Origin of the sequence: Kribbella qitaiheensis (assembly GCF_014217565.1) — a bacterium.
GTDB lineage: Bacteria > Actinomycetota > Actinomycetes > Propionibacteriales > Kribbellaceae > Kribbella > Kribbella qitaiheensis_A.
In genome coordinates this window covers 1328366-1351041 of the sequence record NZ_CP043661.1, presented here as the reverse complement: position 1 = coordinate 1351041, position 22676 = coordinate 1328366, and the positions used below count along the sequence as shown (strand labels likewise).

The following is a 22676-nucleotide window of genomic DNA, read 5'->3' as shown; positions in this document are numbered from 1 at the left end:
TGCCCGGGTTGCGTTGTGCGTTGTTGCTGCGTCAGTGATGAAACAGCCTGACGCCGGTGCGGGCGAGGCTGATCCCGTACTCACGACAGGCAGCCGCCACCTCGTCCGACCTGACCGACCCACCCGACTCAGCGATGAAGCGCACTCCGTGCCGGTGAGCGTGATCGACATTGTCGCGAAACGGCAGCGCTCCATCGGACACGAAGGCGACCCGCTCAAGACCCCGTAGCCACTCCGTGCGCCAATCGAGCCCTTGCGCCTCCTCGCGCTGCCCGAAAGCCTCCGCTGGTCCGGCTGGTCCGGCTGGTCTGGCCAGATCGTGCTTCAGCCGTTGGAGTTCCTCCGCCGTCAGGTCGCCTTCGCACCAGCGAACCTGCCAGTTGATCCGATCCTGGCGCCGCACTTCCTCCCCAAACGCCAGCTCGCGGACCGCCGGATGCCGCCTGAGCCACCAGATGTCGGCCTTCGCCCCGGCGAGCCGAGTGCAATCCACCCGCGACTGCTGCCCGGCCCCGATCCCGATAGTCATCCCGCCTCGCACGTAACAGACCGAGTTGGACTGCGTATACCGCAACACCGCCATGCCCAGCCTGAGATCCTCCACAGCCTCATCCGGCAGAACATCGCCCGTGACCTGCTCCAGTGCGGCCTCCGAACTCCGGGGCCGCTCCTGACTCAGCCGTACGCCGAACACCTCCCGAGCCTCTTCCCGCGGCGGCACGAATGCCTGGTCGATCTCCATGACCAGGAATCGCCCCTTCTTCTTCGCGCTGAGCCGTTCAACCGTTCCCGGCTCGTACCCGGGCGCGATGATGCCGTCACAGACCAGACCGGCCAGCACGTCGGCCAACTCCAGGTCGACCGGGTGGGACACAGCCGCGAAGTCGCCGTACGACGACTTCGGGTCGGCATCACGTGCGCGCAGGTACGCACTGGTGAGTTCACCGACGCGGCTGCCGTCCACGCCGTACAGGCTGGCCATGACCTCGTCGACAGGCCCCGCGACGGCGGCACCGGCGGGGGAGACGTGCTTGAAGGACGTCGCCGCCGGCTTCCCAAGGGCCTGACTCGCCTCGCGCACCAACTGCCAGGCGTTCAGTGCATCAAGCAGGTTGGTAAAGGATGGCTCTCCGTTCACCACCCGCACCGGCCACTTGCCGGCGGTCACCGGTACGGCGGTCGCCGCCTGTCCGGGGTTGATCCCATACCGCAGGTCCACGTCTCGGCCTCCTCAGTCGAATCTCGCTGAAGAAGCGCCCAGGCGGTCGACGCTCACACTCGGATGGCGAGCCACTCCCCGGTGGTGTCCCACCCTCGCCAGTCGCGACTCGCCCCGACCCTACCCGGCGGCCGGGACGCCGAAAGCCCGGTGCTGGATCGTCATGGTTGTTGAGACGAGCCGGCCGCCGCTTTCTCATCGCAGGGAGCCGGCGCCGCGTGGTGGACCGGCTCGACCACGGGCCCGAACAGCCTGCTCTGGTTGAGATTCCAGGAGTCGGGCACTGGGTGAGCACGGAGTCCGGCGGCTCGAGCGGCCAGATGTTCGAGGTCCAGTCGTTGGAAAACAGCGGCGTGGGCCGACCCCTCGTCCGGACAGCCGGACGAGCCGCAGGTGCCCCTTGCCGGTCGTCAGCGACTGGCGGGGGGTGACTTGTGGTCCGGTCCGACAGGATCGGGCGAAGACAGCTTGCGGGTGTCGACCAGCCTCAGAGCAACGTCGCGAAGCTTGGTGTTGGTGTCCTGGGAGTAGCGGCGCAGGATCGCGAAGGCGCGGTCACCGTCCACCTCGTACCGCTCCATCAGAATCCCCATCGCCTGCCCGACCAGCTTCCGCGCGTCGACGGCCAGGTTCATGGTCTCCTCGTGGCGGGCGGTGGCGACCGCGATCGCGGCATGCCGGGCAAGGATGTGCGCGACCGCGTCGTCGTCATCGTCGAAGGCGTCCGGTTCGCGGCTGTACAGGCTGAGCACGCCGCCGATGCGGTCGTTGACCTGGAGCGCGATGTGCAGGACCGTGCGGAGGCCGAGTTCGGTGATCTTGGTGCCCCATTCGGGCCAGCGAGTCTCGGTCCCGGCGTCCCTGATGAGCATGGTGTGGCCACCGCGGAGCGTGTCGATCAGCGGGCCTTCCCCGGTGTCGATCTGGAGCTGATAGACGGTCTCCACGACAGGCCCGGTGACGGCCGCGATCTCTATCCGTCCGCCGCGCTGGGCCAGGGCCAGGCCGGCCTGGGTGCAGTTGACGGCTTGCAGGGCGAACTGCAGGACGGCCTCGACCGTCTCCTCGACACCGTCGCTCTGATGCAGCTCGATGGCCAGTTCCGCGAATACGTCGGCAGTGTTCTCGCCGTACCCGTCATCGATGCCGCTCATCGGCGCTTCTCCTGCTCATCGGCCCCCGCCAGATTGTCCGCCCTCCAGGTGGTCGGTGCCTCCAATTATGCGGTCCACACGCCATCTTTCGGGCAGTTCACGCACAAGTTCTGGTGTCGCCGAACGGCTCGGGTTCACCCGTTCGGATCTCGGACCGCCTACCGGCGAGCGTGACACCGAGGACGACGCCGAGCGCGGATCTTCAGCTTGCCTCAGGTGCCGCCGAGCGCGGATCTCCGACTTGCTCAGGTGCCGCCGAGCGCGCGGATCTCCGACTTGCTCAGGTGCCGCCGAGGGCGCGGCGGTGGGTGGGGGACAGGCGCCAACCGGCGGGCAGCTGTTCGACGAGGTCGGCGTCGGCGAGGGTTTCGAGGCACTCCTTGACTGTCTCGGCGTCGAGACCGGCGGTGACGGCGATGCGGAGGGTGGGTACGGGTCTGAGGACGGGCACGGCGTCGAGAGTGCGTCGGACCTCGAGGTCGAAACCGTCAGTTGGTTCGTCGGGGGCGTGGGGGTACGAGGTCAGCGCGGTCCCGAGTGGAGAGATCGCTTCGAGGATGTCCGCGATGCTGGTGACCAGCAGCGCGTTGCGTTCCCGGACCAGGAGGTGCGCCCCCTCGGACATTCGCGAGGTGATCGGTCCGGGCACTGCCAGCACGGCTCGCCCACACTGCTCGGCCCAGCCGGCGCTGTTCAGGGCGCCACTTCGCACTGCGGCCTCGACCACCAAGGTCCCGAGCGTGCCGGCCGCGATCAGCCGATTCCGGGCAAGGAACCGCAACTTGGTCGGCGAGCAGCCGGGTGGCAACTCGCTCACGATCAGCCCTTCAGCGGCGATACGGTCGAACAGCGCGGTGTTGCGCTTCGGGTAGGAAACGTCCACACCGCAGGCGAGGACGGCGATGGTCAGACCCGCGGCGGCAAGTGCGCCGCGGTGAGCGGCGGCATCGATCCCGTACGCACCGCCCGAAACCACGGTCACCTCGTTGTCAGCCAGCCCGGCAGCAAGCTCCGCGGCAGCGTGCTCGCCGTACGACGAACACGCGCGGGATCCGACGACGGCAACGGACTTCGCCAGTGCTTGCCGGAGGTTGGCCTCGCCGCGGACCCAGATCCCGAAAGGCACTCCGCCCCGACGTGCCTGCTGTCCGGCATGAGCGAGCACCTCGATCTGCTCCGGCCACTCGTCATCACCCGGAATGACAAACCGCCCGCCCACTGCTTGCGCTCGCTCCAGATCCCGCTCCGGATTCGTGCTGGCAAGCCGAGCCGCCCACCGCTCCACCCGCGGCGTACCGGTCTGGAGCAACTCCCAGACCTCAAGCGCAGACAGTCCATCGAACGCCTCCAGCGCCGCCGGATCCCCCGGCTCCACCACCCGCGACAACCCAGCCCGCGCCACCCGCTCCAAGTCACCCACGTGCCCGCCAACTGAGACAGCCGACGACGGGGGCGGAGGCGGAGGTGCAGGCGTGGGTGCAGGCCGGGGAGGCGGAGGCGTGGGTGCAGGCTGGGGAGCCGGGGGCGGATTCGGGCTCGGCGTGGGGGTGGAGGCCCGGGACGAAAAGGTCGGCCGAGGGACAGGTTGGGGTTGTCACGTTGGGTTCCCCTGATGGGTCGGTGGTCGGCTAGTAGGGCGATGAGAAGGAGTGCGGGGATTCGGCGCTGGTGGGCAGAGCGGGGCTTGAGGTATCGGGTGGGCGGCTACGAGGGTGAGGAGCGAGCGCCGGTTAGTTGGGGCGGCGCCACGCGGGTGAGGGGTGGGGTGGTCTTGGGGTCACCTGATTGGTCTGTGGTCGGCTAAAGGGGTCAGGGGTTCGCCGCTGCGGAGTTGGTAGGCCTGGTGGGTTAGGTCGGGGGTTGGCTGGTTGGCGCCTTCGAGGTCGGCGAGGGTCCAGGCGAGGCGGACGACGCGGTCGAAGCCGCGGGCGGTGAGGCGGCCTTCGGTGTAGAGGCTCTCGAGCATCTTCTGGCTGTCGGGGTCGAGCTGGAACTGCCGTCTGAGCAGCGGTCCGGGGACCTGGCTGTTCAGCAACCAGCCGGTATCGCGGTAGCGGAAGGTCTGCCGGTCACGGGCGGCTTTCACCCGCTCGGCGACGACGGCGGTGGACTCTGGCTTCTCGCCGTTCTGTCCTCCACGCGTTGCGGGCAGGATCTGACGCTGGATGTCGAGCCGGTCCTTGATCGGTCCGCTGATCCGTTGCCGGTAGCGGGTGAGGACCTGCGGAGTGCAACTGCAGATCCCGTACGGCGTACCGGACTGGCCGCAGGGACAGGGATTGGCCGCGAGCACGAGCATGAACCTGGCCGGGAACTTCGCAACGGCGGCCGCCCGGTGCACCTCGATGAACCCGGACTCCAGCGGCTGGCGCAGGGTGTCGAGGGTCAGCGGATGCATCTCCGGCGCCTCGTCGATGAAGAGGATGCCCCGGTGGGCACAGCTGATGGCTCCGGGACGAGGCATCCCCGAGCCGCCGCCGACCAGGCTGGCCAGAGAAGCGGTGTGGTGTGGTGCGATGAAGGGCGGCCTGACCACGAGCTCGGCGTCGCCGGTGAGGAGGCCGGCGAGCGAATGCACCGCCGACACCTCCAGCGAGTCGTCGGTGCTGAGGTCCGGCATCAGGCCGGCCAGGCGTTCAGCGAGCATCGTCTTGCCCGAGCCGGGCGGACCGTGGAGGTAGAGGTGATGACCGCCGGCGGCGGCAGCTTCGATCGCACGCCGGCCCTCGTGCTGACCGAGCACATCGTCGAGATCCACTTCGGGAACGCGGGTCAGCGATTCGGAGAGCAGCCTTGGCTCGGCCCGGGGCGGCTCCTCGTCGGGAACCTCGGCTCCACGGAGAATGGCGAGCACCTGGCGCAGTGAACGGACGCCGTAGACCGAGATCCCGGGCACCAGCCGCGCCTCACCCGCGTTCAACTCCGGAACGACGATCCGCTCGAAGCCGGAACGGGCCGCCGCCAGCGTCATCGCGAGCGCTCCGCGCACCTCGCGGACCCGGCCGTCGAGACCGAGCTCGCCGATAATCGCAACCTGTCGCAGCCGCTCGCCTTCGACGACACCGGCGGCGGCCAGCAGGGCGCAGGCGATCGCGACGTCGTAGTGCGAGCCGGTCTTGGGCAGGGTGGCGGGGGACAGGCCGATGGTCACCTTGCGGTCCGGGAACCGCTCGCCGGAATTGACGACCGCGGCGCGCACCCGATCTCTTGCCTCTGACAACGAGGTGTCCGGCAAGCCGATCAGAGTCGTTTTCGGCAGTCCCTGCGCGATGTCGGCCTCGATCTCGACGAGGTGCCCTTCCAGGCCGACCAGGGCGACGGACCACGCCTGAGCAAGGGGCATCAGGCCACGCCCTTGACGTGCTCGACGGTCGGCCGGCTGCCGTGCGGGATGAGGACGGCGACGACATCTATCCGCACCTGCGGTGGCCGCATGCTGTGCTGATGCAGCCAGCGGCCGGCCAGACCGCGCAGCGTCGCGAGTTTGCGGTAGGTGATGGACTCCAGCGGAGAGCCGTAGTTCAGGCCCCGCCGGGTCTTCACCTCGCAGACGACCAGGGTGTCGCCGTCCCGGGCGACGATGTCGATCTCGCCCAGCTCGCAGCGCCAGTTCCGCTCCAGAATGGCGAAACCGGCGGCTACCAGATACTTCGCGGCGAGCTCCTCGCCGTACCGCCCGACTGCTTCCGTGACTCGCATCGGTGACCACCTCCGGCTAAGAACATGCCGGGATCGCCGCCGATTTCAGCTCCGAGTTCGAGCCTGTGGACAACTGGCTCAGTTGCGCATGTGCTTGCCGCGGTTGGACTTGGGCGGCGTACGGACCGCCCGGAGCTCGGAGGTGTCCGGCGTGTCGATGGGCCGGATCGCCTGCAGGCCGCCGCGGCCCGGATCGGTGTCACCGATCTCGAAGTCCCAGCTCTCCTCGTTCGCCAGCCGGCTGTGCCAGCGGCCGTAGAGGCCGTACACGGCGAGGCCGAAGACCATCCAGACGATGAACATCCACCAGGTGCTCGTCTTCAGGTTGAGCATCAGCCACAGCGTCGCGCCGAGCGAGAGCAGCGGGACGAGCGGCACCATCGGCACCCGGAAGCCACGCTCGAGGTTCGGCTCGGTCCGCCGGAGCCTGAGCACGCCGACCGCACAGAAGGCGAAGCAGAACAGGGCACCGATGACGAGCAGCTCTTCGAGGTCGACCACCTTCGGGTACAGGGTGAGGACGACAGCCGCGACGCCTGCCGCGCTGGCGGCACGGGCGGGCGAGGAGTAGACCCGGCTGACCCGGCCCAGGCTCTTCGGCAGCAGCCCGTCACGACCCATGTTGAACAGCACCCGGCTCTGAGCGATCAGCACCACCATGATCACGGTCATCAACGCGAGTAGGGCTCCGAGGTTGACCACATCGGCAGCCCAGCCGACCCCGACCGCGTCCATCGCCTCGGAGACCGGTGCGGCGCCACCGAGCAGGGCGTACGGCCGCAGACCGACCAGCACCACCGCCATCGCGACGTACAGGATGGTGACGGCGCCGACGCCGAGCAGCATGCCCTGCGGGACCGTCTTGCGCGGGTTCCTGGCGTCCTCGGACGCGGTCGCGATCAGGTCGAAGCCGATGAAGGCGAACACGATCGAGCTGGCCGCGGTGAAGATGCCCATCACGCCGAACGAGCCGAACGAGGAGTCCACGATCCAGCTGAGCAACGTCGGGCTGGCAGCGGCGGGCGCGGGCCCGGCTCATCGGGATGAAGGGGTGGTAGTTCGCCCAGTTGATGTGCGTGGCGCCGATGATGACGACCAGCAGGATCACGGCGACCTTCGCCGCCACGACGATGGTCAGCACCCGGGACGACAGCTTGGTGCCGGTCACGATCATCGCGGTCAGCAGCAGCAACAGCAGCGGCGCGACCAGGTTCACCTTGGCCTCGGGGCCGAAGAACTGGGCCAGGTTGTCCGGCAGCGTGACGCCGAACCCGTTCAGGGTCGCCAGGAAGTAGGCAGACCAGACCCGGGCCACGATCGCGGCCGCGGTGACGAGCTCGAGTACGAGCGCCCAGCCGACCAGCCAGGCCCACATCTCGCCGAACGCCACATAACTGAAGGTGTAGGCACTACCAGAAACCGGGATCGTCGAGGACAGTTCGGCATAGCAGGCGGCCGCGAGCACACAGACAAGCGCTGCGATCAGGAATGACAAAATCACGGCAGGGCCGGCGACGGTCGCCGCTTCCTTGCCGCTGAGGCTGAAGATGCCGGAGCCGATCATCACGCCGAGGCCGAGCACGACTAGGTCGCGCCGACCGAACAGGCGTGGCAGACGGTGCCTCGCATCCTCGACTCTAGTGAACGCCGACTCGACCGGCAGGCGCCGGCCTACGGTCTGTCCGTTCGCTGAGGGGGCCATGGTCAGGGGTGCCTCCGTTGCTACTAGGGCAATCGGGCCGAACAGTAGTCGACCATTGGTCTACGGACCAGACCTCCTTTGTCACGACCAGCGCGGTGGCTTGCGATGCCGGGGAGACTCCCGCATGGTCGAGTCATGGCGCCGGAGGATGTCAGCGGAAACCCTGCTTTATCAGAAGATTTCACTGTGTTACTGGCTGACTACGAACGGCACTTGACGGCGGAAAGAGACCTCAGCAAACATTCGGTGCGAGCCTACATCGGTGATATCGCGGACCTCCTGGATCATTTGACTCGGCTTGGTCACGATGCTGATCTGAACGGGCTCGACATCCGGGGGCTGCGCTCCTGGCTCGCCAAGCAACAGAGCCTGGGCAAGGCGCGCAGCACGATGGCGCGCCGGGCCACCGCGGCTCGGGTCTTCACCGCGTGGGCACAGCGGACCGGCCGGATCGCGACTGACCCGGGCGCGCTGCTGGCCAGCCCCAAGCCGCACAGGCCGCTGCCTGGTGTGCTCGGCCAGGCCGACACCAGAGCTGTCATGGATGCCGCGGCGGTCGCAGCCGACGACGGCAGCCCGGTTGGACTGCGCGACCTGGCGATCATGGAACTCCTCTATGCGACCGGGATCCGGGTCGGCGAGCTGTGTGCCCTCGATGTCGACGAAGTGGACTCCTCCCGCCGCGTGGTGCGGGTCTTCGGCAAGGGCCGCAAAGAGCGCTCTGTCCCGTACGGCGTACCGGCGGCGGCCGCGCTGGAGACGTGGATGCGGACCGCGCGACCCCAGTTGATCCAGCCTGGGAGCGGGCCGGCTTTGTTTCTCGGCGCGCGGGGCGGGCGGATCGACCAGCGGACCGTACGGCGGGTGGTCCACGCCAGGATCGACGCGGTCGACGCGCCGGATCTGTCGCCGCACGGCCTGCGTCACACGGCGGCCACCCATCTGCTGGAAGGGGGCGCCGACCTGCGCAGCGTGCAGGAGTTGCTCGGCCACGCATCGCTCGCGACGACGCAGGTCTATACGCATGTCTCGGGGGAGAGACTGCGACGCGCGTACGAACAAGCCCATCCACGGGCCTGACGGAAGCCCCGGATAGGGCAGACTGCGGAGCATGCGGGTTTCGGCGAAGTCTGACTATGCGTTGCGAGCGCTGATCGAGATCACTCAGCGCTGGATGGCGAGCGACCCCACAGTGGTTTCCGCGGAGGAGCTCAGCCGTGCCCAGGGCATTCCGCACGGCTTCCTGCAAGGGATCCTCGCCGATTTGCGGCGGGCCGGGGTGCTGTCGAGTCAGCGTGGGCAGTCCGGCGGCTGGAAGCTCGCCGTCGACCCGAACAACATCTCGGTCGCCGATGTGATGAGGGCGGTCGACGGACCGATCGTCAGCATCTCCGGCGTGCGGCCGGAGAGCGTTGACTACAACGAACAGGCAGTCGTGCTGCAGCGGGTCTGGATCGCTGCGCGGGCTAGCCTGCGCGATGTGCTGGAGCACACCACGCTGACAGACCTTGCCAAGGGCAAGCTTCCGGCCGGCGTCGAGCGCCGCTCCCGCGACGAAGACGCCTGGCAAGCCCGCGTCCAAGGCAGCTGACCTCCGCGCAACTGAGCTCTGAGTAGGCGGCTCTCCGGGAGCTGAGTACCAGGCGCGCGGTGGGTGGCCGAGGTCGGTGCTCATCAGTGGCGCCTGATCAGGAGTGCACCGCCGAAGGTAAGCACGGCGCCGATGCCCACCACGGCGACCGGCGCTGAGCCCGTACCTCGATCCGCCGGGCTGCTCCGCACCGCGGGAAGGCTGCCGTCGCCGGGAACGGTGCTGCGCTCGCCCGGAGAGCTAGTGCGTGCGCCTGCGGGGCTGGAGCCCGCAGCCTGCTCGATGCCGCTCGCTGGAAGCGTGCTGCGCACTCGGGGCGGGCTGGTGCGCGGGGCTGGGCGGCTGGTCGGCGCCCCCGTGAGGCTGGTGGGTGCTGCCTGCTCCGCGCCACTCGCTGGGTGGTTGGTGCTGGGCGCCCTGCTGGGCACGTTCCCGTGGGTGGGGCCTGCGGTGGGTCGGCTGTTGGTGGCTGGGCCGGGGAGGTCTGGGGTTGGGCTGAGGGGAGTAGGCGAACGGGGCGGGAGGTGAGGAGGGTGAGGGGGTTGACGTAGGTGGTTGCGTTGCGGAGGCCCCAGTGGAGGCAGGTGTGGGGTGGGCAGTGGGTGCCAGCGAGGGAGAGGGTGCCGAGTTGCTGGCCGGGGGTGACAGTCGCGCCTACGCGGACTGAGGGGATGACCGGTTCGTAGGTGGTGCGGAGGAGGCCGGTGGTTACGACGACGACGCCTCGGCCGGCCAGCGGACCGGCGTACGTGATCGTGCCGGCGGTGGCTGCGAGGACAGGCTGGCCGGGGGAGCCCGCTAGGTCGAGGCCGCGATGGCCGGGGAGCCATGGCTTCGCGGGGAGTTCGAAGCCGCGGACGATCTCCGGCCGAGGGCTGAGCGGCCAGACGCCGCCGCGCGGCGCCGCGCCTGGCGGCGGGCCGCGAAAGGTGGCGACGGCGGCCGGAGGTCCGGCCGAGGCGGCCGACGGGGAGGTGGAGACGTAGGCGCCGGGGGAGGCGGTCGGCAGCGGAGCGGAGGTGGCCGACTGCGGGGTGCGGACGCGGGTAGTCGGTGGTGGAGCGGGGACGTGGGCGTAGTTGGAGGCGGCCGACTGCGAGGCGCCGGGTGGTGGGGCGGAGGTGGGTGGTGAGGCGAGGCTGAGGTGGGCGAGGGCGATCAGGGCGAAAGTGATGGTCGCGAGGACGGCGTGGGTGGCGGTGGGACGGGTGGTTCCGGGGTCTAGGGGCATGTCTTGGAATGTGCCGGGGAAGTAGGGGTTGGGAGGGGTGGATTGGGGGGTTGTGGATGAGCGGGTGGGCCGGTTCGACCTGGGGTCTTGTCTCACGTAGACTTTTGGTGGCGTCCCACGTGAGTGGGTCGACTACGCACGCCTGCATAACCCCGAAACTCCTAGGTCCCGGCTCGCCGGGTGGAGGATCGTGGCGGGCGTCAGGCGCGGCGGACCATCCGGTCCGGCGCGGGACAACCGAACAAGCACCGTTCGAGTGATCGGTGCGACAGGAGGACCACCTCATGGCCGTCGTGACCATGAAGCAGCTGCTCGAGAGCGGCGTCCACTTCGGGCACCAGACCCGTCGTTGGAACCCGAAGATGAAGCGATTCATCTTCACCGAGCGCAACGGCATCTACATCATCGACCTGCAGCAGTCGCTGTCGTACATCGACCGCGCCTACGAGTTCATCCGGAGCACCGTCGCCTCCGGTGGCGCGATCCTGTTCGTCGGCACCAAGAAGCAGGCGCAGGAAGCGATCGCCGAGCAGGCGACCCGCGTCGGCATGCCGTACGTGAACCAGCGCTGGCTGGGCGGCATGCTCACCAACTTCCAGACCGTCAGCAAGCGGCTCCAGCGGATGAAGGAGCTCGAGCTGCTGGACTTCGACGACGTCGCCGCCTCCGGTGTGACGAAGAAGGAGCTCCTGCAGAAGCGTCGCGAGTACATCAAGCTGCTCAAGACCCTCGGTGGTATCCGCGACATGGCCCGCGTTCCGGCCGCTGTCTGGATCGTCGACACCAAGAAGGAGCACCTCGCCGTTGACGAGGCGCGCAAGCTCAAGCTGCCGATCATCGGCATCCTCGACACCAACTGCGACCCGGACGAGGTCGACTTCCCGATCCCGGGCAACGACGACGCGATCCGTTCGGTCGGCCTGCTGACCCGCGTGATCGCCGACGCCGTCGCCGATGGCCTGATGTCGCGTGGCGGCCAGGGCGCGGCCGCGGCCGGCGAGGAGCTGGGTGCCGAGGAGCCGATGGCTGCTTGGGAGCGCGAGTTGCTGGAGAGCCAGAACGGCGCCGCCACCGAGGCCAAGGCCGACGAGGCCAAGGCCGACGAAGCCAAGGCCGACGAGGCCCCCGCGGCCGAGGTGAAGACCGAAGAGGCTCCGGCCGCCGAGGTCAAGGCTGACGAGGCTCCGGCCGCCGAGGTCAAGGCTGACGAGGCCCCGGCCGCCGAGGTCAAGACTGACGAGGCCCCGGCCGCCGAGGTCGAGGCCACCGAGGCTCCGGCCGCCGAAGCCGCCGCTGTCGAGGCGCCGGCTGCCGAGGCCACCGACGCGGAAGCGCCGAAGACCGACGCCTGATCGGCCTGTCTCCGTTCGTTGCTGTAGCCGGCCCCCGTACTGCGGAGGCCGGCGCAGGCACCGGGCGGCGACCAGCCACCGGCCCCGGCCCGGGCGGCTAACTCCACCAGCTGACGCACCACACAGACGAGAGAACGAGGAATGGCGAACTACACCGCCGCTGACGTCAAGAAGCTCCGCGACGCAACGGGCGCGGGCATGATGGATGCGAAGAAGGCCCTCGAGAGCACCGACGGCGACTTCGAGAAGGCGATCGAGGAGCTGCGCATCCACGGCGCGGCCAAGGCCGCCAAGCGTGGCGCCGAGCGTTCCGCGACCAACGGCCTGGTGGCCGCCGCAGAGAACGCGATGGTCCAGTTCAACTGCGAGACCGACTTCGTCGCCAAGAACGAGCAGTTCCAGCAGCTCGCGGCCGACATCGTCGCGCACGCCTCGGCCAGCAAGGTCGGTGACGTCGAGGGTCTGCTCGGCGAGAAGCTGGCCGACGGCAAGAGCGTCGCCGAGAACATCGAGGCCCTGGCCGCGGTGATCGGTGAGAAGCTCGAGCTCGGCAAGGTCGCCGTCTTCGACGGCAAGGTCGCGGCGTACATGCACAAGCGTGCCGCCGACCTGCCGGCCCAGGTGGGCGTGCTGGTCGAGTTCGAGGGCGACAACATCGACGCGGCGCGTGGCGCGGCCATGCAGGCCGCCGCGATGCGACCGCTGTACACCACCCGCGACGAGGTCCCGGCCGAGACGGTCGAGTCCGAGAAGCGGATCGCCGAGGCGACCGCCCGTGAAGAGGGCAAGCCGGAGCAGGCACTGCCGAAGATCGTCGAGGGTCGGGTGAACGGCTTCTACAAGGAGGTCGTGCTGCTCGAGCAGTCGTCGGTCCAGGAGAACAAGAAGACCGTGAAGGCAGTTCTGGACGCGGCCGGCGTGACCGTCAAGCGGTTCGCTCGCTTCGAGGTCGGGGCCTGACGGTCGCGACGTACTAGTCAACGCAGTCGACGAGGAGGCCGGAATCGTGACGGAAACCCTGGGTACCGAGACGAATCCGGCCTCTTCGCCGTTCGATCCGGCCTATCACCGGGTGTTGTTGAAGCTGTCGGGCGAGGTGTTCGGCGGCGGCAAGCTGGGCGTCGACCCGGATGTGGTGAACTCGATCGCCAAGCAGATCGCCGAGGTGGTCCGGGCCGGAGTACAGGTCGCCATCGTCGTCGGTGGTGGCAACTTCTTCCGTGGTGCGGAGTTGCAGCAGCGCGGGATGGAGCGCAACCGCGCCGACTACATGGGCATGCTCGGCACGGTGATGAACTGCCTGGCCCTCCAGGACTTCCTGGAGAAGCTGGGCGTCGAGACCCGGGTCCAGACCGCCATCACGATGGGGCAGGTCGCCGAGCCGTACATCCCGCGCAAGGCCGACCGGCACCTGGCCAAGGGCCGCGTGGTGATCTTCGGCGCCGGATCCGGGATGCCGTACTTCTCCACCGACACGGTCGCCGCCCAGCGCGCGCTGGAGATCGGCGCCGAGGCCCTGCTGATGGGTAAGCAGGGCGTCGACGGGGTCTACGACTCCGATCCGAAGAAGAACCCGGACGCGGTCAAGTTCGACCAGCTCTCGTACGACGACTTCCTCTCCCGCGGCCTGCGGGTCGCCGACTCGACCGCGATCAGCCTGGCCCGCGACAACGCGCTCCCGATCGTCATCTTCGGTCTGGAGGAGGGCAACATCGCCCGCGTCGTCCGGGGCGAGAAGATCGGCACGGTCGTTTCGCCCGGGCAGTAGCCCGAAACAGCACCGCCGTACGGGCAGATCGCAGAAAGCACTAAGATCACGGCCAACACACGGGCCGATGTCCGTTATCTGGTAAACCAGCGTTCGTAGGGTTGGAGCGGCCGCACCGATGCGGCCACTAGGAAGCGAGGATTGTCGTGATCGACGAAGCACTCCGCGATGCCGAGCAGAAGATGGCGAAGGCCGTGGAGGTCGCCAAGGACGACTTCGCCGCGATCCGCACCGGCCCGGGCGCACCCCTCGATGTTCTCGAACATCGTGGCGGACTACTACGGATCGCCGACGCCGCTGCAGCAGCTGGCCGGCTTCCAGGTCCCCGAGCCGCGCACGGTGCTGATCTCGCCGTACGACAAGAGTGCGATGGGGGCGATCGAGAAGGCGATCCGTGACTCCGACCTGGGTGTGAACCCGGGCAACGACGGTTCGGTGATCCGGGTCCAGATGCCGCAGCTCACCGAGGATCGCCGCAAGGAGTACATCAAGCTGGCGAAGACCAAGGCCGAGGACGCCAAGGTCTCGGTGCGCAACATCCGCCGTACCGCGATGGACCAGGTGCACAAAACGGTCAAGGACGGCGGCGCGGGCGAGGATGAAGGCAAGAGTGCTGAGAAGCGCCTCGATGGGATGACGAAGAAGTATGTCGACTCCATCGACGGCCTGCTCAAGCACAAGGAAGCCGAACTGCTCGAGGTGTGATGGGCGTCGACCAGAGCACGCCCGCACCGAGCCGTGCCGGGCGCAACCTGCCCGCGGCGATCGCGGTCGGTGTCGGCCTCGGTGCGGTCATCCTCGGTTCGCTTTTCTGGCAGAAGGTCCTCTTCATCTTCGTCGTGCTGGCTGCCGTCCTGGTAGCCGTCGACGAACTGATCCGCGTGTTCCGGACCAGTGGCGCGAAACTGCACCGGGTCCCCTTGTTCGCAGGCACCGCCGCGATGGCGATCGCCGCGTACTTCGGGGGTCCGCTCGCGCTGCTGGTCGCGATGGCGCTGACGGTGCTGGCGACGATCTTCTGGCGGATGCCGGACGGTTCGGTCGGCTTCGTCCGCGATGTCACCATCGGGACGTTCCTGATCACCTATGTGCCTTTGCTGGCAGGCTTCGCGGTGCTGCTGGTCCAGCCGGAGCATGACGGTCCGGAGCGGGTGGTGACGTTCTTCCTGGTCGTGGTGGCCAGTGACGTCGGCGGTTACGTCGCCGGGATCCTGTTCGGCAAGCACCCGATGGCGCCGACGATCAGCCCGAAGAAGACCTGGGAAGGTTTCGCCGGCTCGACGATCGCCTGTATCGGTGCTGGGATCGGGTCAGTGGTGTGGTTGCTCGACGGCCACTGGTGGGTCGGCGCGATCGTCGGCGTAGTGGCGGTGCTGACTGCGACCGTGGGGGATCTGGCCGAGTCGATGATCAAGCGCGATCTCGGCATCAAGGACATGTCCAACCTGCTGCCCGGCCACGGCGGCGTGATGGACCGGCTGGACTCCTTGCTGGCAACGGCTCCCGCGGTCTGGCTGCTGCTGCACCTGCTGGTCACCTAAGCGGCCTGATCTGATCGCCTGGTTTGATGGGCGCATGACGAAAGCACCTGATGGCCGCTCCCTGACCGGCGACATCGTCCGCCTCGATCGGCTCGTTGCCGAGGACATCGAATCGCTGTACGCGGCGATCGGCAACGAGCAGGTGTACGCCGGTGGCTTCGGTGGCGGCCTGGCCGGCATGCCCGCCGATGCCGACCAGATGCGCGAGCAGTGGGTCGCGTCGGCGACGCAGCGTACGGCGTACGTGGTCCGTCTGATCGCAGACGGAACAGTTGTCGGTACGTCGAGCCTCGGCGATGTCGATCTCCACAACGAGTCGGCGCATCTCGGCTGGACCGGCTACGCGCCGTCGGTGTGGGGGACCGCGGTCAACCCGGCCACCAAATTGCTCCTGCTGCAGCACGCGTTCGAGGACTGTGGCTTCGGCCGGGTCAAGATCCAGACCGGGTCGGCCAACACCCGCTCGCAGGCGGCTATCGCCAAACTCGGTGCTACCCGCGAGGGCGTACTGCGTCGCCACAAGCGGGTCGCGGACGGTTCGTTCCGCGACACCGTGGTGTTCTCGATCCTGGCCGACGAGTGGCCGGACGTCCGTAAACGCCTGCAGGAGCGGATCAGCGGCTGACGAGCGAGCCGGCAAGGTCCGCCAGTTGCCCGTACGACGCCAGTAGGTCGCCCCGGTCGTAGGTGTTGGTGGTCACCAGCACCTCGTCCGCAGCCGTGCGCTGCACTAGACCGCCCAGTACGGCGTCAACCTCTGCAGGTGTCCCGTAGATCTGCCCGCGCAGCGACTGTTCGAAGATGTCGCGTTCCTTCTCTGTCATGTCGATGCGCAGCACCTCGTCGACGGGGAGCAGGGGTGGGAACACGCCCCGAGTACGCGAGTAGGCGCTGGACCATGCCTCGGGCAGCAGTAGCCGCCTGGCGTCATCACTAGTGGCAGCGACGGCAACGGTCGACGCCAGCACGACGTACGGGCGTTCTGCCCACGCAGACGGGCGGAAGGACGAGCGGTAGCGTTCCAGCAGCGTGAGGAGCTCCTGCTCGCCCTTGAATGCACCGATGACCAGCGGAAGACCCAGTGAGGCGGCAAGCAGCGCGCCTTCGCCGACAGCAAGCACGTACGCCGGTACGCGCAAGCCTTCACCAGGTCGCGCATGCACCTGCGGATGATTCTTCTGAGTGCCGGTGAAGTAGCCGAGCAGTTCCTGGATCTGCGACTCGAAATCCTCGGCCGCGTCCTTCTCGACGCCAAGGGCCCGGCGGATCCCGTTCGTGAAGCCGACAGATCTCCCGAGTCCCATGTCGATCCGGCCTGGGAAGAGCGACTCCAGTACGCCGAACTGCTCCGCGACCACCAGCGGCTGGTGATTCGGCAGCATCACGCCACCCGTGCCGACGCGGATCCGGCTGGTCGCCGCCGCGACAGCAGCCGCCAGCACTGTCGGCGCGGAGCCGACCACGCCGGGGACACTGTGGTGCTCCGAGACCCAGAAGCGGTGGTAGCCGAGCTCCTCGACCTGCTGAGCCAGCCGGACCGTGCCGCGCAACGTCTCCGCCTCGGTCTCGCCGGACCGGGTCCTGGAGCGATCGAGGACCGACAACGGCACACCGGCGAGCGAAGGCTGGCGCAAGGCGTCTGAGGAGTCCATGATGCAGAGTCCAACGGCCTCACCAGGACCCTCATTCCCCGGCCGGTACCTCGACCTTTTCGATTGAGGTCGAAAGGCTGTCGTCAATTTTTGACGTACTCGGCGATCATGTCGGAAGACATTGACACCCTCCTGACCTGCGAACACGTCGCCGAACCCGTTGCTGTGGGTACCTGAGCATGCCCGGAGAGTGGGTTTACAAGCTTCGGCCGGAGGGTCTGCACTGGCTTTTGCGGAGGCCGCGCCGGCCACCGCGTGAGGCTGAGGAGCTGACATGCGAAGTCACCTGAACCGGCCGCCCGTGAGGCTCGGGAGGCGCACCACGACGAAGTTGAAGGCCGCTGCTTGCGGTCTGGCCCTGGTAGTCGGAGTGTCGATGCCGACGGCACTCGCGTCCGCGGCCCCGACGCCCACTGTTTCGGGAGCGCCTACCGCCCTGGGTACCCCCGCCGCAGTACAGGCCGCCAATACCGCGGCGGCAGCCAAGAAGGTGCCGGCCGGTGGCTTCTCCACCCAGGGCCTACGGACGCTGAGTATCGACTTCCAGTACCAGCAGACCGGGTACTGGTGTGGACCGGCCGCGACCCGGATCGCGCTGTCCGCGCGGATCTCACCGCCGAGCCAGCAGGAGCTGGCGAACCAGCTCGGCACCACCACGAACGGCACCGACTGGATCGGCCAGGTCACCGGCGTACTGAACAACCGCCTGAGCACCGGCTACTACGAGACCAAGGAGATGCCGAACGACCCGCCGACCCAGGCGCAGCGCGATCTGCTCTGGTACGACATCCAGTACGACATCGACCGCAACTACGCGATCGTCGCGAACATCGTTGCCCCGGCCAGCAACCACCCGCCGGGTTACCCGAACTACACGATCTACCACTACTTCACCGTGATCGGCTACGACACCAGTGACTCGACAGTGCTGATCGCAGACCCGGCAGGCTTCGGCCCGGCCACCTACTGGCTCACCTTCAACCAGCTCGCCACCTTGATCCCGCCGAAGGGCTACTCCGCCTGACCCGGCTCACCAGCGCCCCGCAGTACCAGAGCCGGTACTCCGGGGCGCTGGCCGGTGAGGTGGTGGCACGCGGTGATACGAGGCGAACGATCTATGGACCTGCGATCCGGTCGACTCCACCCGGGTGACCCAGCACACGGTGATGTGAATTTGTGAATGAGGTAGCCCACGAGCGACAATTGGGGGCGATGACTACCTCCCTCCCGCTTGTTTTCGATGAACCGCGCCGTGCCAAGAAGCCGCCGCGGCACCTGGCCGACCTCACTGGCGAGGAGCGGCGGACGGCGGTGACCGCGCTGGGGGAGCCCGCGTTCCGGGCCAAGCAGTTGTCGAACCACTACTTCAGCCGGCTGACCGACGACCCCGCGCAGATGACCGATCTGCCGGCCGCGACGCGGGACAAGCTGGTCGCCGAGTTGATGCCGCCGTTGCTGACCAAGGTCCGCGACATGGAGTGCGACAACGGCACCACCCGCAAGACCCTGTGGAAGCTGCTCGACGGCTCGCTGGTCGAGTCCGTGCTGATGCGCTACAAGGACCGGACCACGATGTGCGTCTCGTCGCAGGCCGGCTGCGGGATGGCCTGCCCGTTCTGCGCGACCGGTCAGGCCGGCCTGACCCGGAACATGAGCACGGCCGAGATCGTCGAGCAGGTCGTCGACGGCGCCCGGGCACTGGCTCGTGACGAGATCGCCGGCGGGCCGGGGCGGGTCAACAACATCGTCTTCATGGGCATGGGCGAGCCGATGGCCAACTACAAGGCCGTCATCGGCGCGGTCCGCCGCTTCACCGATCCGTCGCCGGAAGGCCTCGGCATCTCCGCTCGCGGCGTGACGGTCTCCACCGTCGGCCTGGTCCCGCGGATGAACCAGCTCGCGACCGAGGGCATCCCGGTCACGCTGGCGCTGTCGCTGCACGCCCCGGACGACGAACTGCGCGACGAGCTGGTCCCGATCAACAACCGGTGGAAGGTCGACGAGGTCCTCGACGCCGCCTGGGGCTACGCGGAGAAGACCAAGCGGCGCGTCTCGATCGAGTACGCGATGATCCGCGACATCAACGACCACGCCTGGCGCGCCGACCTGCTCGCCGAGAAGCTGCGCGCCCGCGGCGACTGGGCCTGGGTGCACGTCAACCTGATCCCGCTGAACCCGACGCCGGGCTCGAAGTGGACCGCCTCCGACCCGGCCGACGAGCGAGAGTTCGTCCGCCGCCTGCAGGCCGGCGGCATCCCGACCACCGTCCGCGACACCCGCGGCCAGGAGATCGACGGCGCCTGCGGCCAGCTGGCCGCCTCCAACAAGGCCTGACTGTTGCTCAAGCCGGAGTTCACCGTTCGCCGGATCGGTGAACGCTACGACCGCGCCGAGGTCGACGCCATGGTCGACCGGGTCCTCGCGACAGCGAACCGTACGACGCAGCCGTCGGTGACCGTCGCCGAGCTGCGCAAGGCAGCCTTCCGTACTCCGCTCTTCGGCTCGGGTTACTCCGCCGAAGAGGTCGACAACTTCATGGCCGACGCCGAGCAGTGGATGCCGGATCGATCGGTTCCCAGTCGGGTTCCGGCCGATCAGCAGCGACAGGCACCGCGCTTCACGGCGGTCCGCCTTCGTGAGGGCTACGACATGGAGCAGGTCGATGCCTTTGTCGACCGGGTGATGGCGACGGTGAACGGTCTGCCCGTCAGCAGCCCGGTCACTCCTCGCGAGATCCACAAGGTGCAGTTCAGGCCGGTCCGGATCTCCGAGGGCTACGACGTGGAAGAGGTCGACAAGTTCCTCGATGAAGCCGAAGCCTGGCTCAGTATCTAGCGCCCCGCGAGGAGTGCGCCGAGCAGTTCTTCGGGGGTCTCCAGTTGCGGCAGGTGGCCGGTGCGGGGGAGCAGGGTGAAGGTCGAGAGTGGGATCGCGGCGGCGAAAGCGCGCCCGTACTCCGGGCCGGCGATGCCGTCGCTCTCGCCCCACAGCACGTGGACCGGGATGTCGATGTCGCCGAGCCGCTTGGCGAGCCGACCACGGTCACGTCCGTGAGGTCGAGTTGCTCGAGCATCGCGACGTACACCCGGGCCAGCTCGGTGACGCTGGTCAGCTCTGCGGGCTTCGGCGTACCGGCGAAGCCGGGGTGAGTGGGCAGTAGCACCCGGGAGTGGGTGCGTTCGGCGAGCAGGTCGGCGAAACCGGCCATCGTCGCCACGCCGCCGCCGTGCAAGAGCAGGAACGGCCGGGTGCGGTCGCGATCCTGGACCGTCACCTCGACCGATCCGGGGAGGTCGAGCTGCAGGGTGCGAGTCGGCCTGAGCGGGCCGGCCAAGGGGAGCGTCGTCATGGTGTCTTCCCAACGGGTCGAGAATCTATATCAGGAAACTTAGATCAGTATCCTGATATAAGCAACCTGGGATAGGGTGCCGGGTATGACGTATCGCCCGGCCGAGGTCGCTCTAGCCGTCAAGCGGCTGCAATATCGCCACCACCGCGCGCTGAGCCACGCGCTGGCGCCACTGGGACTCTCGCTCGTGCAGTGGGACACCTTGCGCCACCTGCACCGCAAGCCGGATGCCTCACTGCACGACCTCGCCGTGCTGACCTTCCAGACCGACCAGTCGTTCGGTTCGCTGGCCACCCGGATGGCCGACCGTGGCCTGATCGAGCGCGTTCCCGGCCCGGGCAGGGCCGTGCGGCATCAGCTCACCGACGAGGGCGCGCGACTGCGCGCCGCCGGTCAGGACGCGGTGGACGTCGTCGTCGAGTCCTCGTTCAAGGACCTGTCCACCGCTCAGCTCGACCAGCTGGGCGAGCTGCTCGACGCAGCCCTCGGCGCAGACCCGACGGCGTAGCCCCGGTCAGCCGGCGACTCCGAGGAAGAACTTCGTCAGGGCCGCGGGCTGGGAGAACATCGGCCAGTGGCCGGTGGGGAGTTCGGCCAGCTCCCAGGACGGCGACTTCAGCAACTCCTGGACGTCCGACGAAGGCTGGGCGCCGTCCATCAGGCATTTGAGGTACGTCGTGGGGAGGTCGGCGAGCGGCCGGGTGAGCTGGGCCGGCTCGCTGATCGACGGACCGGGGTGTGGCGTGCCACGTTCGAGGATGACCGCGATCGCGTCGTCCGAAAGGTCCTGGCCGACGTAGTCCTCGGCGGTCAACGGAGGCCAGAATCCGCCGGTCTCCTTCAGCTGGCCTTCGACCCAGGCGCGCCCCTCCTCGGACCAGCCGTCGATGAACGACTTGCCGTCCGTCGCCACGTTCGAGTCGACATAGACGACCCGGCGCAGCCGATCACCGATCAGCGCAGCGGCCTGCCCGACCGGTATGCCGGAATAGCTGTGCCCGGCGAGCACCACGTCGTACAGATCGTTGTCCTCGATCGCAGAGACGACATCGGCGACGTGCTGCGCCTGCCCCATATTGTCGGCGTCAGCACGCTCGGCCAACCCGGACAGCGTCACCTGATACGCCCGATGCCCCTCCGCCCGCAGCGCCTCCGCGACCTCGTCCCACGCCCACGCACCCAGCCAAGCCCCCGGCACCAACACAAAGTTCGCCATGCTGAGCAACCTAGCGAGGGCCTCCGACAGTTTTCGGCCTACTTGGTCCGGCTCGTGGGCAGAGATCTTGCAGCCGTCAGTCGGAGAACACAAGCTTTGCTGCCTGGTCGATGGTGTCAACGAGGTGGAGGGACGAAGCCATCGTGCGGTCGGCGGCGAGTTGCTGGAGCAGTGGCCAGACGGGGACTCGCTGGGTCCAATAGTCGACACCGATCAGGATCAGAGGGATCTGACTGACGACATCGCCGTAGTAGTTGGGTGTCACGGCCTGGAAGATCTCCTGGACGGTGCCTGCCGCGCCCGGGAGGTAGATGATGCCGCCGCGGGCCCGGCTGAGGAGAACGTCCTCGCGCTGGGCGTTGGAGAAGTACTTCGCGATCGCGCCCGCGAACACGTTCGGCGGCTCGTGTCCGTAGAACCAGGTCGGGATGGAGACACCGCCGTCACCCGGGAAGGTCCCGCGTACTGCGAGGCCCGCGGCGGCCCAAGCGGCGATCGACGGGCGGAACGACGGCACCCGGGCCAGCTCGTCCAGAGCTGTCTGCACAGCCGCATCGTCGTACTCCGCCAGCGAGGCGCCCAGGTTGGCCGCCTCCATGGCACCCGGGCCACCGCCGGTGGCGACCATCAGACCGGCGCGGGCGAGAGTACGGCCGAGCAGTACCGCGGCACGGTAGTCCGGATCGCCTCGCAGGATCCCGTGCCCGCCCATCACGCCGATCCACGGCCGGTTGCCGGGCAACTCTGCCAAGGCATCCGCGATCGAGTGGTCGTGCAGCGCGGCCGCCAGGGTCCGGCGGGTGTCGCCCTTCTCGTCCTGCTGTCGCGACCAGGCGTAGATCTGGGCGTCCGGAGTGGCTTCGTAGCCGGACGACAGGCCGGCGTACAACTCGTCCGCGGAGTACAGGAAGCCCCGGTACGGATCGAAGGGCAGCTCCGGGATCGCCGGGAAGATCAGCCCGCCACCGTCGCGGATCCAGGTGGAGGCGTCCTCCTCGAGCGCGCAGCCGAGGAACACGGACCCGGCCGGCCCGAGCTTCCGGAGGACGGGGGTCCGCTCGAGCAGCGGCACCGACTGGACCCGCCAGCCGGTCATCGAGGTCGCTCCGGCAGCCACGATCCGGTCGAAATGCTCCAAGGACTCGATATCCACATGCGGAATGCTCGGCATTGTCACGAGCAGCACCCTAGATCGATAGGAG

General features: G+C 68.2%; 22 protein-coding genes, 2 pseudogenes and 1 riboswitch. Of the genes and pseudogenes, 12 read left to right on the top strand and 12 right to left on the bottom strand.

The genetic code is table 11. The annotated features are described in order from the left end of the window. Window positions 1–31 precede the first annotated feature (31 nt). The 7 genes and pseudogenes from F1D05_RS06060 to F1D05_RS41825 form a co-directional block, all read right to left on the bottom strand. Complete coding sequence (locus tag F1D05_RS06060; protein WP_185446378.1) at window positions 32–1219, bottom strand: phosphoribosylaminoimidazolecarboxamide formyltransferase; 1188 nt, start codon at window positions 1217–1219, stop codon at window positions 32–34. 29 nt (window positions 1220–1248) lie between these two features. Then, window positions 1249–1335, bottom strand: a riboswitch (ZMP/ZTP riboswitch). 294 nt (window positions 1336–1629) lie between these two features. Then, window positions 1630–2373, bottom strand: a complete 744-nt coding sequence (locus tag F1D05_RS06055; RefSeq protein ID WP_185446377.1) for a GAF and ANTAR domain-containing protein — start codon at window positions 2371–2373, stop codon at window positions 1630–1632. Window positions 2374–2653: 280 nt separating this feature from the next. Beyond that, window positions 2654–3793, bottom strand: a complete 1140-nt coding sequence (gene dprA / locus F1D05_RS06050; RefSeq protein WP_246486460.1) for a DNA-processing protein DprA — start codon at window positions 3791–3793, stop codon at window positions 2654–2656. A 357-nt stretch (window positions 3794–4150) separates the two neighbouring features. Then, entirely contained in the window at window positions 4151–5716 is a 1566-nt protein-coding gene (locus F1D05_RS06045) for a YifB family Mg chelatase-like AAA ATPase (protein ID WP_185446376.1), read from the bottom strand. Beyond that, on the bottom strand, window positions 5716–6072 hold the full coding sequence (locus tag F1D05_RS06040; RefSeq protein ID WP_185446375.1) for a YraN family protein: 357 nt from the start codon (window positions 6070–6072) through the stop codon (window positions 5716–5718). The genes F1D05_RS06045 and F1D05_RS06040 overlap by 1 nt, the downstream gene beginning before the upstream one ends. 78 nt (window positions 6073–6150) lie before the next feature. After that, entirely contained in the window at window positions 6151–7059 is a 909-nt protein-coding gene (locus F1D05_RS41830; RefSeq protein WP_281388915.1) for an APC family permease, read from the bottom strand. Window positions 7060–7198: 139 nt separating this feature from the next. Beyond that, window positions 7199–7636, bottom strand: a pseudogene (locus tag F1D05_RS41825) (amino acid permease); the annotation flags it as partial. Between the two features lie 273 nt (window positions 7637–7909). Between F1D05_RS41825 and F1D05_RS06030 the strand changes: the two are divergent. Both F1D05_RS06030 and F1D05_RS06025 read left to right on the top strand, forming a co-directional pair. Next, window positions 7910–8854 (top strand): tyrosine recombinase XerC, encoded by a 945-nt coding sequence (locus F1D05_RS06030; protein WP_185446374.1) that lies wholly within the window; start codon window positions 7910–7912, stop codon window positions 8852–8854. 31 nt (window positions 8855–8885) lie between these two features. After that, window positions 8886–9365: an RrF2 family transcriptional regulator gene (locus tag F1D05_RS06025; protein WP_185446373.1), complete on the top strand. Its 480-nt coding sequence runs from the start codon at window positions 8886–8888 to the stop codon at window positions 9363–9365. A gap of 97 nt (window positions 9366–9462) precedes the next feature. Here F1D05_RS06025 and F1D05_RS06020 read toward each other — a convergent pair whose 3' ends face one another. Continuing rightward, the gene (locus F1D05_RS06020) at window positions 9463–10596 is read right to left on the bottom strand and encodes a M23 family metallopeptidase (RefSeq protein WP_206686097.1); all 1134 of its coding nucleotides are present in this window, start codon (window positions 10594–10596) and stop codon (window positions 9463–9465) included. 284 nt (window positions 10597–10880) lie between these two features. On the opposite strand from F1D05_RS06020, the gene rpsB reads away from it, so the two are divergent. From rpsB to F1D05_RS05990, 6 genes and pseudogenes are all read left to right on the top strand, one after another. After that, window positions 10881–11948 (top strand): 30S ribosomal protein S2, encoded by a 1068-nt coding sequence (gene rpsB / locus F1D05_RS06015; RefSeq protein WP_185446372.1) that lies wholly within the window; start codon window positions 10881–10883, stop codon window positions 11946–11948. Between the two features lie 141 nt (window positions 11949–12089). Continuing rightward, the gene (tsf, locus tag F1D05_RS06010; protein WP_185446371.1) at window positions 12090–12908 is read left to right on the top strand and encodes a translation elongation factor Ts; all 819 of its coding nucleotides are present in this window, start codon (window positions 12090–12092) and stop codon (window positions 12906–12908) included. A gap of 46 nt (window positions 12909–12954) precedes the next feature. Next, window positions 12955–13716 (top strand): UMP kinase, encoded by a 762-nt coding sequence (gene pyrH, locus F1D05_RS06005; protein WP_219732994.1) that lies wholly within the window; start codon window positions 12955–12957, stop codon window positions 13714–13716. A gap of 149 nt (window positions 13717–13865) precedes the next feature. Then, window positions 13866–14421: pseudogene (gene frr / locus F1D05_RS06000) on the top strand (ribosome recycling factor). Continuing rightward, entirely contained in the window at window positions 14421–15257 is an 837-nt protein-coding gene (locus F1D05_RS05995) for a phosphatidate cytidylyltransferase (protein ID WP_185446370.1), read from the top strand. Before frr ends, F1D05_RS05995 begins: the two are co-directional and overlap by 1 nt. Window positions 15258–15291: 34 nt before the next feature. Further along, a complete protein-coding gene (locus tag F1D05_RS05990; protein WP_185446369.1) occupies window positions 15292–15882 on the top strand; it encodes a GNAT family N-acetyltransferase in 591 nt (196 codons plus the stop codon). Here F1D05_RS05990 and F1D05_RS05985 read toward each other — a convergent pair. Next, complete coding sequence (locus F1D05_RS05985) at window positions 15872–16909, bottom strand: LLM class flavin-dependent oxidoreductase (protein ID WP_185446368.1); 1038 nt, start codon at window positions 16907–16909, stop codon at window positions 15872–15874. The two genes, F1D05_RS05990 and F1D05_RS05985, sit on opposite strands and share 11 nt — an antisense overlap. A gap of 274 nt (window positions 16910–17183) precedes the next feature. Here F1D05_RS05985 and F1D05_RS05980 point away from each other — a divergent pair, with 274 nt between their 5' ends. The 3 genes from F1D05_RS05980 (at window position 17184) to F1D05_RS05970 (ending at window position 19744) form a co-directional block, all read left to right on the top strand. Then, window positions 17184–17933, top strand: coding sequence for a C39 family peptidase (locus F1D05_RS05980; RefSeq protein ID WP_206686096.1), 750 nt, complete (start codon window positions 17184–17186; stop codon window positions 17931–17933). A gap of 188 nt (window positions 17934–18121) precedes the next feature. Further along, window positions 18122–19243 (top strand): 23S rRNA (adenine(2503)-C(2))-methyltransferase RlmN, encoded by a 1122-nt coding sequence (gene rlmN, locus F1D05_RS05975; protein WP_185446367.1) that lies wholly within the window; start codon window positions 18122–18124, stop codon window positions 19241–19243. A gap of 3 nt (window positions 19244–19246) precedes the next feature. Next, window positions 19247–19744 carry a DivIVA domain-containing protein gene (locus F1D05_RS05970; RefSeq protein ID WP_185446366.1) on the top strand — a complete coding sequence of 166 codons (498 nt, stop codon included), beginning with the start codon at window positions 19247–19249 and terminating at the stop codon, window positions 19742–19744. Here F1D05_RS05970 and F1D05_RS05965 read toward each other — a convergent pair. Further along, window positions 19734–20258, bottom strand: a complete 525-nt coding sequence (locus F1D05_RS05965; RefSeq protein WP_206686095.1) for an alpha/beta fold hydrolase — start codon at window positions 20256–20258, stop codon at window positions 19734–19736. The genes F1D05_RS05970 and F1D05_RS05965 overlap by 11 nt on opposite strands. An 85-nt stretch (window positions 20259–20343) precedes the next feature. On the opposite strand from F1D05_RS05965, the gene F1D05_RS05960 reads away from it, so the two are divergent. Further along, window positions 20344–20766, top strand: coding sequence for a MarR family winged helix-turn-helix transcriptional regulator (locus F1D05_RS05960; protein WP_185446365.1), 423 nt, complete (start codon window positions 20344–20346; stop codon window positions 20764–20766). Window positions 20767–20772: 6 nt separating this feature from the next. Here F1D05_RS05960 and F1D05_RS05955 read toward each other — a convergent pair whose 3' ends face one another. Continuing rightward, a complete protein-coding gene (locus F1D05_RS05955) occupies window positions 20773–21474 on the bottom strand; it encodes an alpha/beta fold hydrolase (protein ID WP_185446364.1) in 702 nt (233 codons plus the stop codon). A 76-nt stretch (window positions 21475–21550) separates the two neighbouring features. After that, complete coding sequence (locus tag F1D05_RS05950) at window positions 21551–22645, bottom strand: LOG family protein (RefSeq protein WP_185449009.1); 1095 nt, start codon at window positions 22643–22645, stop codon at window positions 21551–21553. Window positions 22646–22676 lie beyond the last annotated feature (31 nt).

What these genes read in the sequence shown, in the direction of transcription:
- F1D05_RS06055 (WP_185446377.1), bottom strand. Translation starts at nt 2,373, where the DNA reads ATGAGCGGCATCGATGACGGGTACGGCGAGAACACTGCCGACGTATTC.
- F1D05_RS06020 (WP_206686097.1), bottom strand. Translation starts at nt 10,596, where the DNA reads ATGCCCCTAGACCCCGGAACCACCCGTCCCACCGCCACCCACGCCGTC.
- rlmN (WP_185446367.1), top strand. Translation starts at nt 18,122, where the DNA reads ATGACTACCTCCCTCCCGCTTGTTTTCGATGAACCGCGCCGTGCCAAG.
- F1D05_RS05995 (WP_185446370.1), top strand. Translation starts at nt 14,421, where the DNA reads ATGGGCGTCGACCAGAGCACGCCCGCACCGAGCCGTGCCGGGCGCAAC.
- F1D05_RS05980 (WP_206686096.1), top strand. Translation starts at nt 17,184, where the DNA reads ATGCGAAGTCACCTGAACCGGCCGCCCGTGAGGCTCGGGAGGCGCACC.
- F1D05_RS05960 (WP_185446365.1), top strand. Translation starts at nt 20,344, where the DNA reads ATGACGTATCGCCCGGCCGAGGTCGCTCTAGCCGTCAAGCGGCTGCAA.
- rpsB (WP_185446372.1), top strand. Translation starts at nt 10,881, where the DNA reads ATGGCCGTCGTGACCATGAAGCAGCTGCTCGAGAGCGGCGTCCACTTC.
- F1D05_RS05965 (WP_206686095.1), bottom strand. Translation starts at nt 20,258, where the DNA reads ATGACGACGCTCCCCTTGGCCGGCCCGCTCAGGCCGACTCGCACCCTG.
- F1D05_RS06030 (WP_185446374.1), top strand. Translation starts at nt 7,910, where the DNA reads ATGGCGCCGGAGGATGTCAGCGGAAACCCTGCTTTATCAGAAGATTTC.
- F1D05_RS05955 (WP_185446364.1), bottom strand. Translation starts at nt 21,474, where the DNA reads ATGGCGAACTTTGTGTTGGTGCCGGGGGCTTGGCTGGGTGCGTGGGCG.
- F1D05_RS06025 (WP_185446373.1), top strand. Translation starts at nt 8,886, where the DNA reads ATGCGGGTTTCGGCGAAGTCTGACTATGCGTTGCGAGCGCTGATCGAG.
- F1D05_RS05985 (WP_185446368.1), bottom strand. Translation starts at nt 16,909, where the DNA reads ATGGACTCCTCAGACGCCTTGCGCCAGCCTTCGCTCGCCGGTGTGCCG.
- F1D05_RS05990 (WP_185446369.1), top strand. Translation starts at nt 15,292, where the DNA reads ATGACGAAAGCACCTGATGGCCGCTCCCTGACCGGCGACATCGTCCGC.
- F1D05_RS06040 (WP_185446375.1), bottom strand. Translation starts at nt 6,072, where the DNA reads ATGCGAGTCACGGAAGCAGTCGGGCGGTACGGCGAGGAGCTCGCCGCG.
- F1D05_RS06045 (WP_185446376.1), bottom strand. Translation starts at nt 5,716, where the DNA reads ATGCCCCTTGCTCAGGCGTGGTCCGTCGCCCTGGTCGGCCTGGAAGGG.
- tsf (WP_185446371.1), top strand. Translation starts at nt 12,090, where the DNA reads ATGGCGAACTACACCGCCGCTGACGTCAAGAAGCTCCGCGACGCAACG.
- F1D05_RS05950 (WP_185449009.1), bottom strand. Translation starts at nt 22,645, where the DNA reads ATGCCGAGCATTCCGCATGTGGATATCGAGTCCTTGGAGCATTTCGAC.